This window comes from Enterobacter sp. MGH 4 (genome assembly GCF_000534735.1).
GTDB classification, from domain to species: domain Bacteria; phylum Pseudomonadota; class Gammaproteobacteria; order Enterobacterales; family Enterobacteriaceae; genus Enterobacter; species Enterobacter intestinihominis.
This window is the reverse complement of the sequence record NZ_KI973295.1, coordinates 38,836-62,417: the sequence shown is the minus strand read 5'-3', so window position 1 is coordinate 62,417 and position 23,582 is coordinate 38,836. Positions and strand designations below refer to the sequence as shown.

Sequence of the window (23,582 nt, the reverse complement as noted above, 5' to 3'; positions counted from 1 at the left end):
AAGCTGATGCTCATAAGAATGGTTAGCCAAAGGCGGGATAATCTGTGTAGCCTTTTGCCGTTCCACCATACATGGTTGTTGGATCGACCGGATTCAGTGGCCATTCATGATAAAGGCGCTGCGGTAAATCCGGATTAGCTATGAACGGGCGGCCAAATCCGATAATGTCTCCCCAGCCAGCACCGATAATCCGTTCGGCTTTTTCTTGCGTATATCGCCCGGCATACATAATTACACCGCTGAATAACTTACGGACTTCAGCTCTGAATGCTTCAGGCAATTCGGGAGCATCATCCCAGTCGGCTTCAGCAAGAGAAATATAGGCTATTCCGATTTCTTCAAGAATTTTAACGGCTTCGGTATAGGTTTCATGGGGATCATCTTCCACCAGGCCAAGATAGACCCTTACTTCATCCGTGGTCTGAAAGAGCGGAGCAAAACGGACTCCCACACGGTCTTTACCGACCACATCAGCGACAGCCTGCGTCACTTCGCGCAGAAACCGCAGCCGGTTATGTAATGAGCCACCATATTCATCCTCTCTTTTGTTGCTATGGGATGACATGAACTGGTTAACCAGGTATCCATTTGCACAGTGAATTTCCACACCGTCAAAACCGGCATCAAGGGCGTTCTGAGCTGCCCCGGCGTACATCCTGACAATCTCACTAATTTCCTCTTTTTCCAGTGCGCGGGGGCAGGAAGCGGTAGCCAGCGCACCCTCTCCCGGCCCGGTTTCGATGAATACCTTAACGTTTTCCCCTGCCGGTATCGCCGACGGAGCGACAGGCGAGGCGTTACATGGCTGCAGGGAGTTATGGGATACTCTTCCGACATGCCAGAGCTGGGCAAAAATGATGCCTTCTTTTTCATGCACTGCCCGCGTCACTTTCTTCCAGCCTTCCACTTGCCGTGAGCTGTAGATCCCCGGGGTCCACGCATAACCCTGCCCACGAGGTTCGATTTGTGTTCCTTCGGTCACCATAAACCCGGCACTGCTGCGCTGTGCGTAATATTCAGCCATCAGTTCGTTCGGAATATCACCCGGTTGTGAGCTCCGTGAGCGGGTTAAAGGCGGAAGTACAACACGATTCTTCAGGGTGTAGGGACCTAGTCTGGTGGGAGAGAACAGGTTTTTCGTCTTCATTACATATCCTGATATAGCGAATTTTCAATATCACTGAAACGCCATGTCTCAGCATTTACGACCTGGCATGTCGTCGTTCGGCCGATGTAGCCGCAGAACCACGACACTTTATTCCACATATTGAGATTTACCAATATCTAGATTTATAAAAATTATGATCGGATGAGCGGAACGGGGGGGTTGCCTGATGGCTCACAGAATCGGCATCATGAACCTAAATGGTTCTGATAATGTTATCGGAGATCCTGAACGGGAACGGTATGCGTCACGATTTTAATGACTATGTTGCATTCATGGCAGTAGCACAGGAGTGCAGTTTTTCACGGGCTGCTGTCCGCCTCGGGATCTCGGCATCCACGCTTTCACACACGATACGTCGTCTCGAGGAGCGCGTTGGCATGCCGTTACTTATGCGTACAACCAGGCGGGTGGCTGTCACCGAAGCCGGTAAACAATTATTACTGACGCTTGAACCCGGTCTTGCGCGCATTGAAGCGGGCGTGACAGCTCTTCAGAGACTGCGCCATACACCGGCTGGGCTGGTCAGACTTACGGTATCAGATCACATGATTCATGAATGTCTCTGGCCACGATTGTCACCGTTACTAAAAAAATATTCGGATATCAAGGTGGAAATGTCGCAGCAGAACGGTTTTGTCGACATTGTTGAGGGCAATTTTGATGCCGGAGTCCGAATTGGTGATGACATATTAAAGGATATGGTGGCCGTCCGAATCGCACCGGACATACGGTTTGTCGTCATTGGATCGTCCACCTATCTTGCAGAAAGAGGTCTGCCGCTACATCCCTCTCAGCTGGAAAAACATGACTGCATCAATATACGTCTGTCACCCACAGGCCCGCTGTATGGCTGGGAATTTGTCAGGCAGGGGGAGATTGTGAAAAAAGTGGACGGGCAGCTTACTTTTTCAAGCATTTATCCAATGCTTCAGGCAGTAAAAGATGGCTACGGCCTGGCCTACCTGCCGGAGTCTTCTGCCCTGGCGGGGATTGAGGCGGGACACTATTGTCGGGTGCTTGAGGACTGGTCAGAGGCTTTTCCCGCCGACATGATAATTCCAATAATGTCCATTACAGGCTCCGGTAAAGATAATACCGACACCTTACATGAGAAAGGCAAAAGCAATATAACCTGCTGTGCTCCGGATTTTAAGAATGAGCGGTTTACGTAGCAGGATGAGCAGTTCGAACCAGAAATTTCGTTACTATTGCTAAAGTAAAACCTGATGACCTCTAATCGTAACGGAGACCAATATGACTTCACAACTGAACTGGCAGGCCCCGGCTATCAATCGCAAAAAAGTAGGTGACATGACTGTGACCATGCTGAGTGATGGCTATCTGGACGTATCTTTTGAGCTGCTGTCTGGTATTGACGGCTCACGTGCCGAGGATTTACTGCAGAAGCGCGGTGTGCCAGCAGTACCCCGTATTAATATCAACGTCTACGTTATCCAGACGCCTGAGCGAACCATCCTGATTGACAGTGGTGCCGGAGGTATCAATGGCTGGGGCGGTCGGCTTCAGGTAGCCCTGGCCGCGGCAGGCATTGACCCGCTTCAGATTGATACCCTTCTCCTGACTCACGCGCATCCTGACCATATCGGCGGGCTTGCAGGCCCCCTGCAGACTCCCGTTTTCCGCAATGTTCAGCAGTTGTTTGTGCATGAGAAAGAACTCGCTTTCTGGCGTGATGAAACCATTTCCGCTGGCGCGCCTGACGCATTCAAGCCGTTCTTTGAAGTAGCAAGGAACGCCTTCAGCGCTTATGACGACAAACTGGTGCCATTCCGCGAGGAAGCGATTTTACCAGGTATTCAGACTGTACCGCTGTTCGGCCATACACCAGGACATACCGGTTATCTGCTGGGTGATGAAAAAGAGTCGCTGCTCATCTGGGGTGATATTGTTCACTTCCCGCACATTCAGGTTGCTCAGCCTGACGTTACTATCGCGTTCGACAGCGATCCTGCGGCGGCGGCGGCCATCCGTAGCAAAGTGCTTGACCGCGCAGCGAGCGATAACCTGGCTGTCAGTGGTATGCACTTCAACCTGCCTACTACCGGTAAGGTTATCCGTGAAGGTAACAGCTTCGCACTGAATTACGACCTGTGGTCACCCGCAGTCTGATCACCTTCCTTCCCGGTGCACACAATAGTGACCGGGAAGATCCCCTTTCATATCGCCCGACAAGAACCCACCTGCAATACTATGAATATCACTGCCTCACAAAAAAATGGCTCATTACTCTTGCGCCCTGGCTTTTTGTATTCCTCTGGAGTCAGGGTTTGTCGCAGCCAAATTTACCGTGCAGTACAGCGCGCCGTTTCATCTTTTATTCCTGCGTGGCGCATTTTCCTGTCTGGTCCTTCTGCTGCTTACACTGGGGTTCAGGGCCCGTTTTCCGTCCGGCAGAGGAATGGTTCGCAACCTGATTGTCGGACTTTTCCTGCAGAGCTTCTTTCTGGGCGGATGCTTTTATGCCATCCATCGTGGCATGCCGTCAGGCATTGTGGCGCTCATCACCGGCCTGCAGCCGGTACTGACTGCAATACTGGTTTCACTCATGCACCGTCAGTCCCTGCATCCCCGGAAATGGCTGGGTATTGCGATTGGCTTTGCGGGCGTTTTCCTGGTGCTCTCGCCAGGCCAGCATAGTTTTGCACTGGATCCTGTGGCTTTTGGGTCGGTCATGCTGGGGTTATTTGGCGTAACGATCGGAGCGCTTTATCAGCGCCGTGCTCAGGGAGATGGACATATCTTTGCGAACACGTTTTTACAGTACGTCACTTTGACAATATCGATGGGTGCAATTAGCCTGATGTTCGAATCTGCTCCGACGCAGTGGAGCTTATCATTTGCGCTGGGTCTGGGCTGGCTGGTTATTGGCGTATCGGTTCTGGCGATTATGTTGCTGATTTTTATGATACGAAGCGGTGAAGCAACCAAAGTCGCTACTTACTTTTACCTGGTTCCCATTCTCACGGCAGCTGAAGCGTGGTTGCTGTTTGGAGAGGCCATTACATTGCCCATGCTTGTGGGTATGGCAATAACTATAATCGGCCTGATTTTTGTCATCCGGGAATAGACAACCGCACGCGTCGCTGTATGCTTTTGTATATGGCGACGTATAATAGCGGTCAAAGTCAAATTCCGGATGAATATGCAAACAGTCAGCTTTTCCGATTCTCCCGTTGATGATCTCCTCGCTGAGCTTCTTACCCTGGCACGCTCCCGTTTTCCACTTCCCTGCGATTGCCTTCGCGCAGAACAGACGCATCAGGTAAAGAAGTTCGAGGTGGAAGGTGCGACCCTTTCCTTCCCGCTGGAAGGAGAATTCCGGTATCGTGAAAATGAGAAATGGCACCGGGTGATCCCGGGCGAGATTATGGTCGTCCCGAATGCCCGTAGCATCGATATAGAATATGCCCCTTCAGAACAAAGTGGTGAGTTTGTTGCCCTGAGCGTGGTGCTCGCGGAGGAACAGCTTGAAGCAGCCAGGCTGTTACTTGCCGCACCACCACCACAGGACACCGGCAGCATCGCAGCCATTTCCGTATCAGCTCTTCTTTCACCCCTTAACCGCTGGACAGCCGCAATGCGGGAAGGGAAGCGTCCGCTTTCCCTGCACGCCATGGTTGAAGTGGTGCTCTGGCTTTATGGCATGGGATACCATGCTTTGCTGCGAGCCCGGCAGCCAAGTCTGGCCATGAAAATCCGTCAGATGGTAGCGGACAAACCGGCTCATCCCTGGAGTGCTGCTGAAATTGAAGATCTGACGGGACTCAGTGGCCCCACGCTTCGGCGCCACCTGGCCAGTGAGTCAACCAGCTTACGCTCAGTTATCGCCGATGCACGTATCGCGGAGGCTCTCCGCCTGCTGATGACATCGACGCTGCCGGTAAAAACGGTCGCGGGGCGGGTGGGTTACAATTCACTATCGAGCTTCAGCAAGCAGTTTTCTGAACGCTATGGAATCGAACCTTCAGGGTTCCGCTGACTTCAGTTCGTTCAAGGTACACATTGCGTCCCTCGCACTTCAGTAACTTGCGTGGATCTTTCGAATATAACGGAAGATATTGGCCGGCATTGCGTGTAACCGGTTCAGGAGTTCTCATCGTGACGGGAGAGCTAAATCGGTACGGCTGTTGTTCTCAGCTATAAGAACAACTGAGTATCTGACCAGCTGTCTGGTGCTGGCAGCAGCATGCAGTGCAATCGGTCAGGCTCAAAGGAACTGACCTGATGTCAGGTTATAATTTCGGACACATCATAACCCCAGAAGGAGACAACTGTGGTTCATGTTTTCATTATCGGTGGTGCAGGCAAAATCGGCCAGCGTCTGTGCAGGATCCTTTCAGGTAGGGGGCATGCTGTTCGTGCCCTCTACCGTAAGCCAGAGCAGCAGGCATTGCTAGGCGAGCTGGGTGCTGAGCCCGTCAGTGGGAGCCTGACAGAGCTGGATGCAGCTGCGCTGGCGATGCACTTTGCAGGTAGTGATACAGTGGTGTTTACTGCCGGTGCCGGCGGTAAGGGGGGACAGGAGATGACCAATGCGGTCGACGGCGAAGGGCTGAAAAAGTCGGTAGCTGCCGCCCTCAGTGCCGGTGTGTCTCGCTTTCTGCTCGTTTCTGCATTCCCGGAGTCCGCACGGGGAGAAACCACTTCTGAATCATTCGAAAATTATATGCGTGTTAAAAAAATGGCCGATGTGGAACTAGCACAAAGCGAGCTTGACTGGGTGATCCTGCGCCCCGGCGCGCTGCAGGATAAGACTGGTACGGGTTATGTACGTGCCGGCCTGGCCATCCCGTATGGTAACGTGCCCCGTGATGACGTGGCGGCTACGCTGGCTGAACTCATTGAGCAACCTGCCGTCAGCCGCGTCATCATTGAGCTGACGTCTGGCGATGCTCCTGTCCGTGAAGCCATACAGAAGCTGGCGGGCCGATAAAAGGCAGCGCACGTACCAGCAGGCTGCAGGCCCCCAGGCGTTTACAATAAACTTTCCAGCCAGTCGGTAAACGCCCGTACTTTTCGGGAGAGATGGCGGTGCGGATACAGAAGTTACAGTTTGCGATTCGGGGACGTATTATCTGGCAGAACCTCTACCAACAGCCCGCGATCGAGATAAGGCTGCAAAAAAATATTCATGCCCTGTAGTATTCCCAGCCCCGCCAGGCCTGCTGCAATGTAGGCTTCTGAGTTATCCACGACAAGCCTGCCTGGAAGTTCAATTTCGGTGGAGCCCTCTGACGTCCCGAATGTCCAGGGCATAACTTGTCTGTTGCTGCTGTTAATCCAGTTGACGGCCTGATGCTGCTGCAACTCGTCCATTGTTTCCGGGGTGCCGTGTTGATCAAGATACGCAGGACTGGCGCAGGTCGTCATTTTAACGGTTCCCACCTCCTTTGCGATATAGTCGCCATCGTCCAGCTCCCCCACCCTCAGTATGCAGTCCAGGCCATCATGCAGCATATTCCGTCGGCGGTCTGAGCTGCTCAGGATAATTTCAATTCCGGGATGCTGGCGATAAAAATCAGGCAGGTTGGGTATAACAAGTAAAGCCGCAAACGCGACAGGCATATCTATGAGCGAATAGCGGGCGTCAAAATGATAGCGACAGGAAAGTTCTGCCATATTAAACATAACAACCCTTGGGCGCACCGCCGCAGGCGCCCTCAGCACGTTTCTGCGGCCTCCCGCCTGTTTCCGGCACCTTTCAAACGCCCCTGATGATTTCTGCGCGTCTGCATGGCTATGCAGTGAGATCTGCTCTCCACCGATTAGTGCATGCAGATTTTGGAAACGTCCAATTCTGGCACGAAGCGGTCACCCCGGCGGGGTGCAGTCCGCTGTCAGCGAAAACGGACATTGAGCCAATCAAATAATCTGTGCCAGAATTTGTCATTGAGGCTAGTACTTTCGAGTAGATCTATTTCCCGCCCGTACTCTTAAACTCATCTATCTCATCCTTCTACGACTTATTACCGGGAATATAAAACCCCGCCGAAGCGGGTTTGGTAATTTGAGTTTTTCTCAGGCGGCCATCTTTCTGCATTGTTCGGCGCAGTGATGACAAGCGCTTGAGCAATCCTGACAATGGTCATGTTCATGCTTTCCACACTCGTCACCGCACTTCTGACAAACATCAGCGCAAAGACGGCAAAGATCCTGGGCAGACCCGCTATTTAGTGTCATGAATTGAGCTGCAAGACGGCAGATATTTGCACACTGCATATCCAGTTTTATGCACTCGCGCATCATCTCCAGATTCTCTTCGTCGAGACACGAAGCCGCACAGTTATCACATGCCGTTGCACATAGATAACAGGCTTCGATGCATTTTTTGTATTCGTCTAACATAATTTCTCCTTAGCTAAGGTTACGTATTAAGCATGGAAGAGATAACTGATTATTCAAATTTTGAATTAGTTAATTACCTTTTCAGCATTTCATATCATTGATTCAAAGTGCATCTCTAGGGTTACCTAATTCACCTATGTCTACTTCTGGCACAATGCAGAAATGAGATAGATTTACTTTATCCGCTTCTCGCTCAAAGCTGTCCGTAATCCCTTGCCTGCTTAAAAAAACCGGATTAACGTGTGATGTTTTTACGTTTTCCAGGCAGCCTTCATCGGTAAGTACCTGTCTTACAGACTTCAATGCACTTAGTTAAGAAACATCCTAATCGTCCTTTCGCCGATCGCGAGATCTGTTATGGCAGCTAAACTCGATTGATACCCCAATCCGCGGGGCAGCATTTCCTTTCCGCACGCAAGAAGGAGAAGATCATGAAAGCAGTAATTTACAACGGTCCTTATGATGTAAAAGTAAAAGACGTACCGGATGCGAAAATTGTCCGCCCCACGGATGTACTCGTCCGCATCACCACCACCAACATTTGTGGGTCGGACTTGCACATGTATGAGGGCCGGACCAGCTTTGAACAGGGACGGATTCTGGGTCACGAAAACCTGGGTGAAGTGGTCGAAATTGGCTCAGGCGTTGAACGTATTAAGGTGGGCGACTATGTTTGTCTGCCGTTTAACGTGGGATGTGGTTTTTGCGAAAACTGTGAAAAAGGTCTGACCGGCTTTTGTCTCACTACCAATCCGGGTACGGCAGGCGCAGCTTATGGTTTTGCTGAAATGGGTCCCTGGGAGGGAGGTCAGGCGGAACTTCTTCGGGTGCCATTTGCCGACTTTAACTGCCTTGTTCTTCCCCCTGATGCGGCAGAAAAAGAAGATGATTATGTGATGCTCTCTGACATTTTTCCTACCGGCTGGCATGCAACAGAACTTGCCGGATTGAAGCCTGGTGAAAGCGTGGCCATTTATGGCGCGGGGCCGGTCGGTTTGATGGCAGCTCATTCGGCGATCATTAAAGGTGCTTCACAGGTGTTTGTGGTTGATACGCACACAGACCGGTTGGCTCTGGCTGAAAAAATGGGGGCGACGGGCATCAATGCTACTGGCGATGAAGCTGTACAAAAAATTCTCGACCTGACGGATGGACGCGGTACGGATTGTGGCTGCGAATGTGTTGGCTATCAGTGCTGTAACAAACATGGCCATGAAGATAACTCTGTTACCATGAACAGTCTTGTTGCGTCGACGAAAGCAACCGGGGGAATTGGTGTGGTTGGCGTCTTTATTCCTCAGGATCCGGGGGCTGAATCGGAGCTTGCCAGAGAGGGTAAGATGCCATTTGATTTTGGGAGTTTCTGGTTTAAAGGACAGGCAATCCGTACCGGCCAGGCGAACGTTAAGGCCTATAACCGTCAGCTGTCTCGCCTCATCCATCACGATAAAGCCAGTCCGGGCAAAATAATTTCTCATCGTCTTTCGCTTGAAGAGGCTCCTGCCGGATATAAGCACTTCGATGAGCGGGATGAAGGATGGACGAAGGTTATCCTTAAGCCTTAAATAGAGTTATCCGGTATGAGAAAGCAAAAACCGGGAAAGAATGTATGACTTTTGACAGGGTGCAATAAAATATCCTGTCAGGGCGTTATTATTCATACTTTCAGCTGCCAGGCGCTTCCATATCCAGACTTGTTCCCTGATTTTGCCGACGAGATAGCAAAATTAATACATTCAGGAGGAGGCATCTGCGGTTGATCTGTTCCGTATTTATTAACGCCCTGTGCTGTAAGTATTGTCTGCCTCTACCACATAGCAGACATGTGCGCAGGAACGGTCCGCTATGAGCGAAAAGCGGACTTCCGGTCCTTGCGCAAACTCCCGTTCCGAGAAGTTGCAGTTCACAAATCACCTGTTAAAGAAGGTATGGTAGCCCACAGCATTAATTTTGCTTCCATCTTCAGTCAGACTGGCCGGTACCGGCTTCCGATAAGTTTCGTCGGCTGAGGCCCGCTAAAGTAGAGAGGTCAAAAAATAACCTTGACGTACAATAATTTTCGATATCCAAACTGACCCCTAATTAGGTGGACACCTGATGACTGACTTAAAATTTCTATCACGCCAGCGTTACACATCCGCAGTCGCATCTTGCGGGGTTCAGCGGGGTGTTGCAGGCGGACGTGCACGTGCGGACGCCCTCTGACACCACGACCGAAGCGCTGTGCCGTATCGGCGAGCTGTATGGCATCGAGGCGGGCATCCGGGGCAAAAGCGCGGCGGAACGGCTGGCCATTCGGCAGGAAAAAGCGGTACCGCTGCTGACCGCGCTGGAGGGCTGGCTGCGTGAAAAGCAGAAAACGCTGTCACGGCACTCGGAGCTGTCGAAGGCGTTCGCGTACGCGCTGAACCAGTGGGATGCGCTGAAATTATACCTGCGGGAGATTACTGATACAGAACACGCCGGGAATGTGCCGCCATTGACGCAATGACGACACAGCCCTTTTTAACCGTTCCGTGAGAGTTCCCTGGCAATATACTGTGCGGTACGGCTTTCTTTGACCTGCGATACCTGTTCGGGAGTTCCTGCGGCAACCAGGCGTCCTCCCTCATGTCCCGCTCCAGGACCGATGTCGATAACCTGGTCTGCCTGAGTAACCGCCCGCATATCGTGTTCAATCATTATCACCGTATTTTCTGCATCAACAAGCCGCTGCAGCTGCACAAGGAGGCGGTCGGCGTCTGAAGCATGCAGGCCGGTTGTCGGTTCATCTAGGATATACAACGTGTGGCCACGTTGGCTACGTTGTAGTTCGGTTGCCAGCTTGATCCTTTGCGCCTCCCCTCCGGATAACTCGGTTGCTGGTTGTCCCAGACGCAGGTAGCCCAGACCAATTTCACTCAGCAGACGGAGGGGACGAGCCACTGGTTCTTCAGTCGCAAAGAACTGACTGGCTTCATCCACCGTCATATGCAGGACCTCCGCGATATTTTTGTCCTGCCAGCAGATCCTGAGAGTATCCCGGTTATACCGCGCGCCATGGCAGGTCGGGCACGGTGCATACACGCTCGGCATAAACAACAGCTCCACGCTGACGAATCCTTCACCTTCACAGGTTGCACAGCGGCCTTTTGCCACATTGAAAGAGAATTGACCCGCATCGTAATGATGGAGTTTGGCGTCAGTCGTTCCGGCAAAGAGCTTACGAACAGGATCAAACAACCCGGTATATGTCGCCAGGTTTGAACGGGGGGTCCTGCCTATCGGTTTCTGGTCAACCTGAACCAGACGCTTTACCAGTCCGGTATCACCGGTCAGGGTACCGTACGTTTTCTCCGTTACGGATGGCCCCTCAGCGTCGCTGGCTTCGGAAAGCACGTCTTCTGGCTCACCGCCAAGTGAAGAAAGCACCAGTTCCGGTAAGGCCTGGGCAATCAGACTGGATTTACCGGAGCCAGAGACTCCCGTCACGGCTGTCAGCACACCCAGAGGAATATCAACATCGATCCACTTAAGATTGTGGCGATGGATCCCCTGCAGTTTCAGCCACCCGGATGGGATACGGGCAAAAGATTGTGGTGGCCGGACTTCATCAAATAAATAACGCGCGGTACGAGATTGGGTGACGGCTTTCAGATCTTCAGGAATACCACTGTAGAGAACATGTCCTCCCTGTTCACCAGCCGACGGTCCCACATCAACAAGCCATTGCGCCCGTCGCATCAGGTTAAGATCATGTTCAACGACAAACACCGAGTTGCCGGCATCACGAAGGTTCTCAAGCGCATCGTAAAGCGCTTTACTGTCTGAGGGGTGCAGACCCGCAGACGGTTCATCAAGAACATAGACCACACCAAACAGCATCGAACTGAGTTGCGTGGCAAGACGCAGTCGCTGAAGCTCTCCTGCAGATAGAGTTGGGGTTGCTCTGTCCAGCGTAAGATAACCCAGCCCCAGCTTCTGCAACTGATACAACCGGGCCATGACACCACCGGTCAGCCGTTGTGCCGCCAGTCGTTTCTCTTCCGATAACGCCGATGTCCGGCAGACATCGGCGTTATCGGAATGGACCGCTTTTCCGGATGCAGCACGCTCTGTCAGATCCCGACGGGTGATATCCCTGTCGGCATCTGCGCCGGCGTGGTGGGCACTGAAATCCCCCCGGGAGATTGGAAGGAGCAATTCCGCCAGCTGGTCTAAGGGCATCTGCATAAATTCACCAATGTCCACACCGGCAAAGGTGACGGACAATGATTCTGACTTCAGTCTTTTCCCGTGACAGACCGGACACAGCTTGCCTTCCATAAAACGGGAGACTCGTTTTCTCATCAACGCGCTTTGCGTGCTGGCGAAGGTATGTAGCACATAACGACGTGCCCCGGTGAAGGTCCCCATATAACCCGGCGTCATTTTTTTCCTGACGGCTTCGCGCGTATCTTCCGGACTCAGTCCCGGGAAAACCGGTACAGTGGGGGTGTCTTCGGTAAAAAGGATCCACTGACGGTCTTCCGCTGGCAGATTTTTCCAGGGAGTGTCGATGTCATACCCCAGCGTCACCAGAATATCCCGCAGATTCTGTCCGTGCCAGGCCGGGGGCCAGGAAGCAATAGCCTTTTCACGGATACTAAGTGAGGGATCGGGCACCATCAGTGTTTCAGTTACCTCATAGATATGGCCCAGACCATGGCAAGAAGGGCATGCCCCCTGCGGCGTGTTGGGAGAAAAATCCTCGGCATACAGCATCGGTTGTCCGGCAGGATAAGCGCCCGCCCGTGAGTACATCATTCGCACCAGACTGGATAAGGTGGTCACGCTGCCGACAGAGGAGCGCGCGTTACTGGCACCGCGTTGTTGCTGAAGCGCAACGGCTGGCGGCAGTCCGTCAATGGCATCCACATCCGGAACCCCGACCTGATCAATGAGGCGACGAGCGTAGGGGGCAACCGATTCAAAGTAGCGCCGTTGCGCCTCAGCATAAATGGTGCCAAAGGCCAGTGAAGACTTACCCGAGCCTGACACACCCGAAAAAACAACCAATGCGTTGCGCGGAATGGAAACATCCACCTCTTTAAGGTTGTTCTCGCGAGCACCGCGAATCACAACTGAATTGTTGTCGTCAGTCAGGATGGGATGATAACCGAAAAGTTTCTTTGCCATAGAATTTCCTGTGCTAGGTGTGTCCGCTCTTAATAAGGCCACCTCTTGTGACGGTATCTGGTGTGCCGGACCGCTCGATCAGAAAGCCCGTCGAAAAAAGCGTTTGTGTGACTGGAAACAGATTGCTGAAGCTGGGCCCGGTGGTACCATGTGGGACACCGCTGAAGTTTCAGCGGTACCCTGCGGATCCGCCTTCTGTATGAGAACTGGCTGGCGGCGTACCCGGGACCGGAGATTTGGCTCCCGTGATAATGCGGGCTCCCCGGTACGCGACGCTGTGGTTCCAGACCCAGCTGATGGCGACACTCAGGCGGTTTCGGGTACCAATTAAAAAATACAGATGAATAATGCACGTGATTTCATATGTCATTTCCTTTCATTACAGTTTTAGACCCCATCAGACATCTGCCTGGCAGAGTTAACGGAGATAGGAGCGGACTATCGAAATGGTGTCGTCGATTGACCTCTTCTGCGACTCATTTCGTTTGCCCGTATCGGGGAATTCCTCCCGAAGATAGCTTTCCAGAACAACCGCCATCAGGTCGTTAACGGCTCCCTGGACTGACCCCGCCCCGGTAGACGATCCTGCCCTATAGTTTGAGTATAGGAGGAGCGTATGGGCACACCACGATTTACACCTGAATTTAAGGAAGAAGCCGTCCGTCAGATAACGGAACGCGGTTATTCCGTCGCCTAAGTATCTGAGCGTCTGGGCGTCTCTGCACACCGCCTCTACAAGTGGCTACGGGCTATCAAACCTGATAACAGCGAGCAGCATGCCCGGGATTTACTGGAAGCTAAAAGCGAGATCCTGAAACTCCGGGCGCAGCTAAAACGCACCGAAGAAGAACGGGATATCCTGAAAAAGGCCGCGCGGTACTTTGCAAAGGAGCCCGACTGAAGTACCGCTTTATCAATGAGCACCGAACTGTATGGGGTGTGATGACGATGTGTCGGGTACTGAATGTCGCCCGGGCCGGGTTCTATGCGTGGCTGCATAACCCTGTCTCGGCGCGTGATAAAGATAACCAGCGCCTGCTGATGCTTATCCGCGACTCATATTCCCTGAGCGGAGGCGTATACGGTTACCGGCGGGTTCATGGCGATCTGAACGAAATCGGGGAAACCTGTGGTAGAAACCGGGTGGGTCGGATCATGCAACTGGACCGGATTAAAGCTGTGCGCGGCTATAAAGCGCCACGTCGTATCGCTGGCAGGCCTTCAGTCGTTGCTCCTAATCTCGTGCAGCGGCAGTTCACCGTTGTCCGGGCCACCCAGGTCTGGGTCACCGATATTACTTATATCCGCACCTGGCAGGGCTGGCTGTATCTGGCGGTGGTTATCGATCTCTTCGCCCGTAATGTGGTCGGCTGGTCGATGAAACCCACTCTCTCACGCGAACTGGCGCTCGACGCGCTGATGATGGCGGTCTGGCGCCGAAAACCAGACAGCGAGGTTATCGTACATAGCGATCAGGGCAGCCAGTACGGCAGTGACGACTGGCAGCGCTTCTACCGGGCCAATAACCTGGCGCCGAGCATGAGCCGGCGTGGCAACTGCTGGGATAATGCGGTGGCCGAATCGTTCTTCAGTTCGCTGAAAAAAGAACGGATCAGAAAACGCATATATAAAACCAGGGATCTGGCCCGGGCGGATCTTCGATTACATTGAAGTCTTCTATAACCGGTCCCGGCGCCACAGCCACCTCGGCGACGTCAGTCCGGAGGCCTTCGAACAGGCCTCGTCGTGAGGACAGGATTTGTCTACAGGCGTGGGGTCAGTCCAAACTATAGGGCAGGATCGTCTACCGGGGCGGGGTCAGTCCATCAACGGCTCGGAAGTGTCTAGATTATCCGTGGCGATTCAGTTACAGTACATCTCAGGTCTGCAGGGTTCAGGCCCTGTTCAGGCCTGAAAATTAAGCACATTTTCTGAGGCTGGAAATCAACTCATGCTGACAGCCTGAGCCTGTTGGCATGGTAAGCAATGTGCTCACCAATAAAGCTGGAAATGAAATAATAGCTGTGGTCGTATCCAGTATGATATCGGAACGACGCATTGAGGTTCATCTCATTGCATACTCTCTCAAGGATTTTGGTGCGCAGTTGCTCTTCATAAAAGGCGTCACTCAGCCCCTGATCAATGAAGATTTCTGGTAATTTTTCACCCTGTAAAATGAGGCTGACTGGATCGTAGGCTTCCCACGTTTTTCTGTTTTCACCCAGGTAAGCGCTAAATGCCTGTTGCCCCCATGGCACCTGAGAAGGCGATACTATCGGGGAAAATGCTGATACGCTCACATATTCACCAGGATTTCGCAGAGCCAGCACCAGAGCACCCAGCCCTCCCATAGAATGACCGGATATAGATTTTCTTGCCGTTGCAGGAAAATGATTCATGACGACATCCGGAAGCTCTCTGAGAATATAGTCATACATCCTGTAATGAACATTCCACGGCTGTTCCGTCGCGTTCAGATAAAAACCGGCCCCCTGGCCAAGATCGTAACTGTCGGCATCCGGGACATTATTACCCCGGGGACTGGTATCCGGGACAACAACGATGACGTTATGCCGGGCTGCATAATGCTGCATACCTGATTTGGTGATGAAATTCTGCTCAGTACAGGTCAGGCCCGACAACCAGTATAGTACCGGCAGTTTTTCTGTTACTGCTTTGGGAGGAAGATACACACCGAAATTCATTTCACAATTAAGGGATTGTGAATAATGCCGGTACACGTTTTGCCAGCCGCCAGAGCTGGCATGCTGCTCAATGAGTTCCATCAGCCGTTATCTCATGGTTATTTCCCCTGACCGAAGCCAGGGGAAGTATCTTTAAATCCGGACGTCAGATAAACGTATACGCCGTGATTTTGTTACCCGCCGGATCCCGCAGGTAGGCAGCATAGGCCCCGGGAAGGTGACCACGCGGGCCAGGTTGACCTTCATCAGCTCCACCGGCGGCAAGGCCGGCAGCATGGAAAGCATCAACCTCTTCCGGGGTGGCAGCAGCGAAGCCGACAGTCACCCCGTTAGCGGAAGGTGCTTCACCGTTGCCCGGACGGGCAATGATAAATGCCGGCTTTTCGCGGCCATAGAGTACCCAGCCGTTGCCAAACGGGCCGAGGTTATTGATACCAAGCGTGCCCAGGACGACATCGTAAAATGCGGAGGATTTCTCGACATCGGCTGCGCCAATGAACACATGAGAAAAGATGCCGTCACCAGAAATTACCGGAGTTGTCATTTTCCACTTCCTTCAGTTTGAGTTGATTAAAATTCTGATGGGATCAGTAATGAATCACTGTCCGGATAGATTTGCCTTCATGCATAAGCTCGAAGGCGTCATTGATTTCATCCAGTGTCATCGTATGGGTTACAAATGGCTCAAGGTCAATATCCCCCTTCATGGCATCCTCGACCATACCGGGGAGCTGAGTGCGGCCTTTTACTCCGCCAAACGCGGAACCTTTCCATACGCGCCCGGTGACCAGCTGGAAAGGACGGGTGGAAATCTCCTGTCCGGCCCCTGCGACACCAATGACAACGGACTGCCCCCACCCACGGTGAGCACTTTCCAGCGCTGCACGCATGACGTTAACGTTACCGATACATTCAAAGGTATGGTCAATACCCCACTTGTTGATATCCAGCAGAACATCTTTAATCGGTTTGTCATAATCATTCGGGTTAATGCAGTCAGTGGCCCCGAACTGACGGGCCAGGTCAAATTTTGTCGGATTAGTATCGATAGCGATAATACGTCCCGCTTTTGCCTGACGGGCCCCCTGTACCGCAGCCAGACCAATTGCCCCCAGACCAAAAATGGCAACTGAATCGCCCGGCTGCACTTTAGCCGTGTTATGGACGGCGCCAATACCGGTAGTCACGCCACAACCCAACAGGCAGACGTGTTCATGGTTCGCCTCCGGGTTAATTTTTGCCAGAGAAACCTCGGCCACAACGGTGTATTCACTGAATGTGGAACATCCCATGTAGTGGTAAAGAGGCTGACCGTTGTATGAAAAGCGAGTGGTCCCGTCAGGCATCAGTCCTTTGCCCTGAGTCTCGCGAACCGATACACAGAGGTTCGTTTTACCGGACTGGCAGAATTCACACTCCCCGCATTCAGCGGTGTAGAGCGGAATAACATGGTCACCCGGCTTCACACTGGTGACGCCTTCACCAACTTCAACGACGATACCGGCTCCCTCGTGGCCGAGAACCACCGGGAAAACGCCCTCAGGGTCATTCCCTGAGAGGGTAAAGGCATCGGTATGGCAGACACCTGTGTGGGTGTTTTTAATCAGCACCTCGCCTTTTTTAGGCGGAGCAACATCAATTTCAACAATCTCCAGGGGCTTCCCTGGTGCAAATGCAACAGCGGCACGTGATTTCATACGTAATATATCCTCAATGTAATAATGGCCTCACCTATTTAAGATAGGCACGAACCAGCTCAATCGTATCGTCAACTGATTTACTGACTTCATGACTGTAGCTGTCATTCTGGTCAAAGGTTTCCCGTATGTGGCTCTCCAGCACCTCTGCCATCAGTCCGTTAGCGGCGCCCCGGACGGCGGCGATTTGCTGGAGAACGGAACGGCATTCAGCGCCACTTTCAAGTGCTCTTTCCAGAGCATCAATCTGACCCCGGATACGGCGAACCCGGGTTAGGACCTTTTTTTTCTCTTCAGGAGTACTGGGCATTGCTTACCTCACTGCTCTGTATTTCTTATACTATAGGGGAGTATTACATTAAGATCAACACATACCCCACTATAGTATAATAAATATATCAGAGCACCGGTAATGACTCCAACTTACTGATAGTGTTTTATGTTCAGATAATGCCCGATGACTTTGTCATGCAGCTCCACCGATTTTGAGAACGACAGTGACTTCCTGCCCAGCCTTGCCAGATGCTGCCTCAGATTCAGGTTATGCCGCTCAATGCGCTGCGTATATCGCTTGCTGATAACGTGCAGTTCTCCCTTCAGGCGTGATTCATAAAGCGGCCAGCCATCCGTCATCCATACCACGACCTCAAAGGCCGACAGCAGGCCCAGAAGACGCTCCAGCGTGACCAACGTGCGTTCACCGAATACGTGCGCCACAACCGTCCTCCGTATCCTGTCATACGCGTAAAACAACCAGCGCTGGCGTGATTTAGCGCCGACGTAACCCCACTGTTCGTCCATTTCCGCGCAAACAATGACGTCACTGCCCGGTTGTATGCGTGAGTTTACCGACTGCGGCCTGAGTTTTTTAAGTGTCGTAAAATCGTGTTGAGGCCAACGCCCATAATGCGTGCACTGGCGCGACATCCGACGCCATTCATGGCCATATCAATAATTTTCTGGTGTGTACCGGGCTGAGAGACGGTGTAAGTGAACTGTAGCTGCCATGTTTTACGGCAGTGAGAGCAGAGATAGCGCTGATGTCCGGCAGTACTTTTACCGTTACGCACCACGCCTTCAGTAGCTGAACAGGAGGGACAGCTGATAGAAACAGAAGCCACTGGAGCACCTCAAAAACACCATCATACACTAAATCAGTAAGTTGGCACCATTACCCGAATTACCAGCGTCTGCTCTTGGCACGGAGCGGACCTATTTACTGAGCCGAAGGTCCGCTCAGACTAACTCATTAAAGCCTGGTTGTTTTATCGCATCATCAGCCGTGTTCTGAAGCATTAGCTATGTATCTTCAGGGATGCTGATTTTCCCTCTGCACCAGATAAACCAGAATACAGTTTGATGTCGGTCAAAAAAGACAGCTTTAAGTGCATGAAATGAATAATGTTTCTTGAATGCTGGCAAAGCACTGGGATAGTAGTGTTGATTATTAGACGATCGGTCAATATTATTTATTGACGACTTAATGACTGAACGGTAAACGCCCGGACAAACGAGGTGAACGTGTTTAAATCTTTATTAATCAACAAAACAGATGGACGCTATAGTGCGCAACTTGCTGAAATCGCTGAAAGTGAACTACCGCAGGGGGATGTGGAGGTCAATGTTGACTATTCATCCATCAACTACAAAGACGCACTGGCCATTACGGGCCGGGGCCCAATCGTCCGACGCTTTCCCATGGTGCCCGGCATTGATTTTACCGGTACAGTGTCCGCCAGTTCACATCCCGAATATCAGGCCGGAGATAAGGTTCTCCTGACCGGCTGGGGTGTTGGGGAAAAACACTGGGGCGGACTATCCGAAAAAGCACGGGTAAATGGAGACTGGCTGACGCCGCTCCCGGCTGGCGCTAACGGCAAACACGTAATGGCAATCGGAACAGCTGGGTTTACCGCGATGCTGTGCGTAGACGCACTTCTGAATCATGGTATTAAGCCTGAAGATGGTCCGGTACTTGTTACCGGTGCCAGCGGCGGCGTCGGGAGCATTGCGGCCATGATCCTTGCATCAATGGGGTACCGCGTTACGGCGTCTACTGGACGCCCGGAAGAGGCTGCCTGGCTCTATAAAACGGTCGGTGTGGACGAGATTATTAACCGTTCCGAGCTCTCCTGTCCCGGAAAACCGTTACAGAAAGAACGCTGGGCTGCCGCCATTGATACAGTCGGTAGCCATACGCTCTGCAATGTATGCGCCGGGGTGCGTTATGGCAGTATTGTTGCAGCCTGCGGCATGGCACAGGGGATGGAACTAATGGGGAATGTGGCTCCGTTTATCCTGCGTGGCGTCACGCTGAAAGGGATTGACAGTGTCATGTTCGCGAAGGAAAAAAGAGCGGCGATCTGGCAGCAGGCGGTACAGTATTTACCGGAGTCCAGACTGGATAGCCTGACCACCGTTTATCCGCTGAGTGATGCCATCAATGTGGCCGAAAAACTTCTGAGTGGCGGAATTCGTGGCCGGGCAGTAATTCAGTGTAGCTAATGAAGTGGAAGCCAGGCTCAGCCTGGGTTTGATAATTATTATCAGGGGCTGCGGCCCCTTTTTTACTTTTCAACAGCCGTGTCCTTAGAGGGCTGATAGCGTACTGACTTTTTGAAATAGCTCCAGAAGTCGTACACAGGCTGGGTTGAGCAATAAAGTTTGGCACGCATTACGGCACCCTCCCAACTGCTCCAGAAAATGGCCGCCAGTTGCGTATTATTCATATCGGAACGGATTTCGCCCGAAGATAACGCGTCGGACAGACAGCACGCCACAAGCGCCTGCCAGCGCTCAAGTATTTCGTGGAGCTGTTTGATAAAGGACAGTGGAAGACCCGGACTCTCCTGCATCATATTGCCAACCAGACAGCCCCGGGTGAAATTGTACTTTTTAATGCCGTCGCAGGCATCGTCGATGAAATTTTCCAGACGCATCATTGGTGTGAAGGATGATTCATACAGATGTTTTTGGAGTTTATGCACAAAGAAACTGTCATAGGCGCTCAGAACAGTCTGGGCATACTCTTCTTTGCTCTTGAAATAGTAATAAAATGAGCCTTTAGGAACACTGGCATTTTTGACAATGGCATCGACTCCCGTTGAAAGAAAACCATTCTGCGTGAGCAGTTCAAGCCCGCTTCGGATCAGGTCATTACGGGTATCTGTATAGGTACTCTCTGTTTTTCGTGGCCTGCCTCGCCCACGAATTTCGCCAGTCATGACTTTGCTCCTGCATTTTATTAACGGAAAAGAATAAGTGATTTTGCGCGGAGGCTTCAATCAGTTTATCCCCGGCGGTGACGAGGTGGCCACCTATGCCGACTGGACAGGGGACTGACTATTGCCATAACGCCATCGCAGGTTGCTTCAGTAAACCTGCTAATCCCGTACAATGGCGAATTCGCTATATCCGCTTCTCGCACTTAGCTGCCATAAATCGGCCAGGCAATCACAGGTCATTTCTGTCTCGCAAAGAAGGTGCCGTTTCTGCTTTGCGTTGACACCCCTAAATATTAGAATTAAAAGGAGAGAGTTACTGGAAAAAGGCAGCGGAGGCAGTGACAATCGTGGCTTGAAGCCACTACTCGATGGATGCGGACATGTAGTTGGCGTCATTCGACAAAACTAGCAAACTTCTAATAGTCACCATTTCTCCCGTCTGGCGGGAGTGCTGTCAAATGCCCCCCTCATCTCTGTGTGGGAAATGAAGGGTGAAGGGGAAATAGATGACAGCGTTATTTCTACGCCCAGAATACTGAATACCTTGTACAGACGATCAATACTGGCGCTAGCAGGGTTTGCTTCCAGGCGGGCATAGGTTTGCTGCGTTACGCCAAGCCTCTCAGACACATCTTTTTGCGTGAAGCCCTTGATTTTGCGAAACCCGATTAGCACAGGTCTGAGCTGGTTCAGCGTTTTTATCGGGAACTGATTATTCATAAGTGACCTGCCTCGCAGACTGAGTAGGGAGTACCGCCCTGTAATACAGCAGGTAAGGTGTATTTTGTGTTATACAGACTATAGGCTGTAAAACCTTTATTGAAAAGATGCTGATGTTCCAGGGGCATGCCGAGCATGGACGATTTTCTGCGGGGCGGTATTTCGCTACGGGGGAGATTGCGTTCGGGCAATGTACCGGTGTAAAAAACGTCAATTTTTCAAAACCGCTGTTATCGGGATAAGCTGAAAACTCCGAAGGCAGACACAGCCACGAATAATGTCAGACTTAAACTCTGTAGCTGTCTTCTTTTGCCTGTAAATAACGTCTAGTTTGACTCTGATGAAGGCTGTACCAGGCAGAGAACATGTCACTCTCGGGGCCGGATGATAAAATGTGTTCAACTGGCTGGGCAGGGTAATAGCGAAGAACGTTCTCTGAAATTCGATTCAGCTCAGCGTAACGTGCGCTGTAGGTATGTATAATCCATTGCATCAATTTTGCATCCGTATTATTCGCAGATTACACACAAGAAGCTTAACAATGGCTGAAAGAGTGAGCAGGGATATGTAACAAAAACAAGGGCTTCAAGATGAACTGGATAAAACCGGAGCAGAGCAAGCCCTGTTCCGGTTTGTCAGGCTTTGGAATTTCTTCCAGGCCCCTGCAGCTAGTCACAACAAACACATTAATGTTTTCATTGCTTCAATTCAATATTATTGTGTGAAAGGGATTCCATCGAAATCGGCTTATGCATGCTTAAAACTAAACTGCCCCGGCTGCAGTCATTTGGTTGCTGTGGGCTCTGTACTGTGTCTAATAGTGAAAGAATCTTACGTTATAACGAAGGAAATTGCTGAATGACTCTACGATTGCAGACGGAATCACCCGCTGACCAGGATATGTTTAGAGGCAGCAGTCATGAAAAAGTTGCAGAGAATGTGGCTCAGATCATCAGGACACCTGATGTCAATATTATTGGTCTGGAAGGTGAGCTGGGTTCAGGTAAGTCAACAATATTGAAGTTCCTGCAGAAAAAGCTTAAAGATGATTTTACGTTCATTAACTTTGATGCAGAACGTTACCATCATGGCTCAACTAAAAAAGCGCTTATCGATGTCATCCACCACGGGGTCAGCCTACAATGTCCGGGCTCCCGGGATGTGTTGGATAAGTATAAAAATCTGGCTCTGGGTAACATCGTTGAATACGACAAGAGGGTCAGCAGCAGGCTAAGCTGGTTGACCGTCGTTTTTATTTTACTGTCATTGCTTTCCGTGCAGATGCTTCGTTATGTGCTAACAGACCTTAATCAATATTTTACTAACAATGATCTTACCCACGAATAGTGGACACACGACTAAGTGAGTAAACTCTTAACCAGAGGTGACTCATGACAAAACCAGCATCAACCAGTAAGAAGCCCCGCAAACAGTACACGCCTGAATTCCGCAACGAAGCCCTGAAGCTTGCGGAACGTATCGGTGTTGCTGCCGCTGCCCGGGAACTCAGCCTGTACGAATCCCAGCTCTACGCATGGCGCAGTAAGATTAACAATGCCCGCAGCTCTTCCGAACGTGAGCAGGAAATGTCCGTTGAAATTGCCCGTCTTAAGCGCCAACTGGCGGAACAGGCAGAGGAGCTGGCCATTCTCCAAAAGGCCGCGACATACTTCGCGAAGCGCCTGAAATGAAGTATGTCTTTATTGAAAAACATCGGGCTGAGTTCAGCGTCAAAGCCATATGCCGGGTACTGCGGGTCGCCCGTAGCGGCTGGTATGCGTGGCGTCTGCGTCGTCAGCAGATAACACCACGTCAGCAGTTCCGGCTCGTCTGTGATACTGCTGTCCGTCAGGCATTCACTGAGGCAAAACAGCGTTATGGTGCGCCTCGTCTCGCTGACGAACTGCCTGAGTACAACGTCAAAACCATTGCCGCCAGCCTGCGGCGTCAGGGGCTTCGCGCAAAAGCGGCCCGGAAGTTCAGCCCGGTCCGATACCGCGAACATGGCCTGCCGGTGTCTGAAAATCTGCTGAAACAGGATTTTTACGCGAGTGGCCCGAATCAGAAGTGGGCGGGTGACATCACGTACTTGCGCACGGACGAAGGCTGGTTGTACCTGGCGGTGGTCATTGACCTGTGGTCCCGTGCTGTCATCGGCTGGTCGATGTCGTCGCGGATGACAGCGCAGCTGGCCTGCGATGCGCTACAGATGGCACTCTGGCGACGTAAGCGCCCGGAAAATGTCATCGTGCATACGGACAGAGGCGGGCAGTACTGTTCGGCAGACTATCTGGCGTTACTGAAGCGGCATAATCTGCACGGTAGCATGAGTGCCAAAGGATGTTGTTACGACAATGCCTGCGCGGAAAGCTTCTTCCACTCGCTGAAGGTGGAATGTATCCACGGGGAACGCCTTATCAGCCGGGAAATCATGCGGATGACGGTGTTTAATTATATCGAGTGTGATTACAATCGGTGGCGCCGACACAGTGCCTGTGGCGGACTCAGTCCCGAACAATTTGAAAACCAGAACCTCGCTTAGGGC

General features: G+C 51.7%; 19 protein-coding genes and 3 pseudogenes. 11 read left to right on the top strand and 11 right to left on the bottom strand.

Features of this window, described 5'->3' with window-relative positions; all coding sequences use genetic code 11:
• Positions 1 to 22: 22 nt before the first annotated feature.
• Complete coding sequence (locus L350_RS05800) at positions 23 to 1,147, bottom strand: alkene reductase (protein ID WP_023279877.1); 1,125 nt, start codon at positions 1,145 to 1,147, stop codon at positions 23 to 25.
• Between the two features lie 260 nt (positions 1,148 to 1,407).
• On the opposite strand from L350_RS05800, the gene L350_RS0122595 reads away from it, so the two are divergent.
• From L350_RS0122595 to L350_RS05820, 5 genes are all read left to right on the top strand, one after another.
• A complete protein-coding gene (locus tag L350_RS0122595) occupies positions 1,408 to 2,340 on the top strand; it encodes a LysR family transcriptional regulator (protein ID WP_158002126.1) in 933 nt (310 codons plus the stop codon).
• An 82-nt stretch (positions 2,341 to 2,422) separates the two neighbouring features.
• Complete coding sequence (locus L350_RS05805; RefSeq protein ID WP_017384065.1) at positions 2,423 to 3,298, top strand: MBL fold metallo-hydrolase; 876 nt, start codon at positions 2,423 to 2,425, stop codon at positions 3,296 to 3,298.
• Positions 3,299 to 3,404: 106 nt separating this feature from the next.
• Complete coding sequence (locus L350_RS05810; RefSeq protein ID WP_023279882.1) at positions 3,405 to 4,256, top strand: DMT family transporter; 852 nt, start codon at positions 3,405 to 3,407, stop codon at positions 4,254 to 4,256.
• Positions 4,257 to 4,331: 75 nt separating this feature from the next.
• Complete coding sequence (locus L350_RS05815) at positions 4,332 to 5,168, top strand: helix-turn-helix transcriptional regulator (protein WP_023279881.1); 837 nt, start codon at positions 4,332 to 4,334, stop codon at positions 5,166 to 5,168.
• A gap of 294 nt (positions 5,169 to 5,462) precedes the next feature.
• A complete protein-coding gene (locus tag L350_RS05820) occupies positions 5,463 to 6,122 on the top strand; it encodes an SDR family oxidoreductase (RefSeq protein WP_007897903.1) in 660 nt (219 codons plus the stop codon).
• Positions 6,123 to 6,163: 41 nt separating this feature from the next.
• On the opposite strand, the pseudogene L350_RS05825 reads toward L350_RS05820, so the two are convergent.
• A pseudogene (locus L350_RS05825) lies at positions 6,164 to 6,760 on the bottom strand (LysR substrate-binding domain-containing protein); the annotation flags it as partial.
• 447 nt (positions 6,761 to 7,207) lie between these two features.
• Entirely contained in the window at positions 7,208 to 7,534 is a 327-nt protein-coding gene (locus L350_RS23545) for a four-helix bundle copper-binding protein (RefSeq protein WP_022649401.1), read from the bottom strand.
• Positions 7,535 to 7,965: 431 nt separating this feature from the next.
• On the opposite strand from L350_RS23545, the gene L350_RS05830 reads away from it, so the two are divergent.
• Together L350_RS05830 and L350_RS05835 are read left to right on the top strand one after the other, a co-directional pair.
• A complete protein-coding gene (locus L350_RS05830; protein ID WP_022651297.1) occupies positions 7,966 to 9,099 on the top strand; it encodes a glutathione-independent formaldehyde dehydrogenase in 1,134 nt (377 codons plus the stop codon).
• Positions 9,100 to 9,668: 569 nt separating this feature from the next.
• Positions 9,669 to 9,968 (top strand): annotated as a pseudogene (locus tag L350_RS05835) (transposase); the annotation flags it as partial.
• A gap of 71 nt (positions 9,969 to 10,039) precedes the next feature.
• On the opposite strand, the gene L350_RS05840 reads toward L350_RS05835, so the two are convergent.
• Positions 10,040 to 12,691 carry an excinuclease ABC subunit UvrA gene (locus tag L350_RS05840; protein ID WP_012561117.1) on the bottom strand — a complete coding sequence of 884 codons (2,652 nt, stop codon included), beginning with the start codon at positions 12,689 to 12,691 and terminating at the stop codon, positions 10,040 to 10,042.
• A 616-nt stretch (positions 12,692 to 13,307) separates the two neighbouring features.
• Here L350_RS05840 and L350_RS05845 point away from each other — a divergent pair.
• Positions 13,308 to 14,441, top strand: a pseudogene (locus L350_RS05845) (IS3 family transposase).
• A gap of 199 nt (positions 14,442 to 14,640) precedes the next feature.
• On the opposite strand, the gene fghA reads toward L350_RS05845, so the two are convergent.
• The 5 genes from fghA to L350_RS0122580 all read right to left on the bottom strand — a co-directional run bounded on the left by fghA (position 14,641) and on the right by L350_RS0122580 (position 18,214).
• Positions 14,641 to 15,477, bottom strand: a complete 837-nt coding sequence (gene fghA, locus L350_RS05850) for an S-formylglutathione hydrolase (RefSeq protein ID WP_012561110.1) — start codon at positions 15,475 to 15,477, stop codon at positions 14,641 to 14,643.
• A gap of 64 nt (positions 15,478 to 15,541) precedes the next feature.
• Entirely contained in the window at positions 15,542 to 15,940 is a 399-nt protein-coding gene (locus L350_RS05855; protein WP_012561111.1) for a VOC family protein, read from the bottom strand.
• Between the two features lie 43 nt (positions 15,941 to 15,983).
• Positions 15,984 to 17,093, bottom strand: a complete 1,110-nt coding sequence (gene frmA, locus L350_RS05860) for an S-(hydroxymethyl)glutathione dehydrogenase (protein WP_017384070.1) — start codon at positions 17,091 to 17,093, stop codon at positions 15,984 to 15,986.
• Positions 17,094 to 17,127: 34 nt separating this feature from the next.
• On the bottom strand, positions 17,128 to 17,403 hold the full coding sequence (frmR, locus tag L350_RS05865) for a formaldehyde-responsive transcriptional repressor FrmR (RefSeq protein WP_017384071.1): 276 nt from the start codon (positions 17,401 to 17,403) through the stop codon (positions 17,128 to 17,130).
• Between the two features lie 113 nt (positions 17,404 to 17,516).
• Positions 17,517 to 18,214, bottom strand: a protein-coding gene (locus tag L350_RS0122580) for an IS1 family transposase (protein ID WP_223195083.1) whose coding sequence is annotated in 2 segments (ribosomal slippage) — positions 17,517 to 17,965 and positions 17,965 to 18,214 — 699 coding nt in all. Because the reading frame shifts where the segments join, the coding sequence is not laid out codon by codon here.
• A 400-nt stretch (positions 18,215 to 18,614) separates the two neighbouring features.
• On the opposite strand from L350_RS0122580, the gene L350_RS05870 reads away from it, so the two are divergent.
• Positions 18,615 to 19,598: an acrylyl-CoA reductase (NADPH) gene (locus tag L350_RS05870; RefSeq protein WP_023280857.1), complete on the top strand. Its 984-nt coding sequence runs from the start codon at positions 18,615 to 18,617 to the stop codon at positions 19,596 to 19,598.
• A gap of 62 nt (positions 19,599 to 19,660) precedes the next feature.
• Here the strand turns inward: L350_RS05870 and L350_RS05875 are convergent, their stop codons facing one another.
• Entirely contained in the window at positions 19,661 to 20,317 is a 657-nt protein-coding gene (locus L350_RS05875) for an acrylate utilization transcriptional regulator AcuR (protein WP_023280966.1), read from the bottom strand.
• Between the two features lie 423 nt (positions 20,318 to 20,740).
• The gene (locus L350_RS05880; RefSeq protein ID WP_017384073.1) at positions 20,741 to 21,037 is read right to left on the bottom strand and encodes a helix-turn-helix transcriptional regulator; all 297 of its coding nucleotides are present in this window, start codon (positions 21,035 to 21,037) and stop codon (positions 20,741 to 20,743) included.
• Between the two features lie 858 nt (positions 21,038 to 21,895).
• Between L350_RS05880 and L350_RS05885 the strand changes: the two genes are divergently transcribed.
• The gene (locus tag L350_RS05885; RefSeq protein WP_023280967.1) at positions 21,896 to 22,384 is read left to right on the top strand and encodes a P-loop NTPase fold protein; all 489 of its coding nucleotides are present in this window, start codon (positions 21,896 to 21,898) and stop codon (positions 22,382 to 22,384) included.
• A 44-nt stretch (positions 22,385 to 22,428) separates the two neighbouring features.
• A protein-coding gene (locus L350_RS05895) for an IS3 family transposase (RefSeq protein WP_087855188.1) occupies positions 22,429 to 23,579 on the top strand; the annotation gives its coding sequence in 2 pieces (ribosomal slippage) (positions 22,429 to 22,687 and positions 22,687 to 23,579; 1,152 coding nt in all).
• The last annotated feature ends 3 nt before the right edge of the window (positions 23,580 to 23,582 follow it).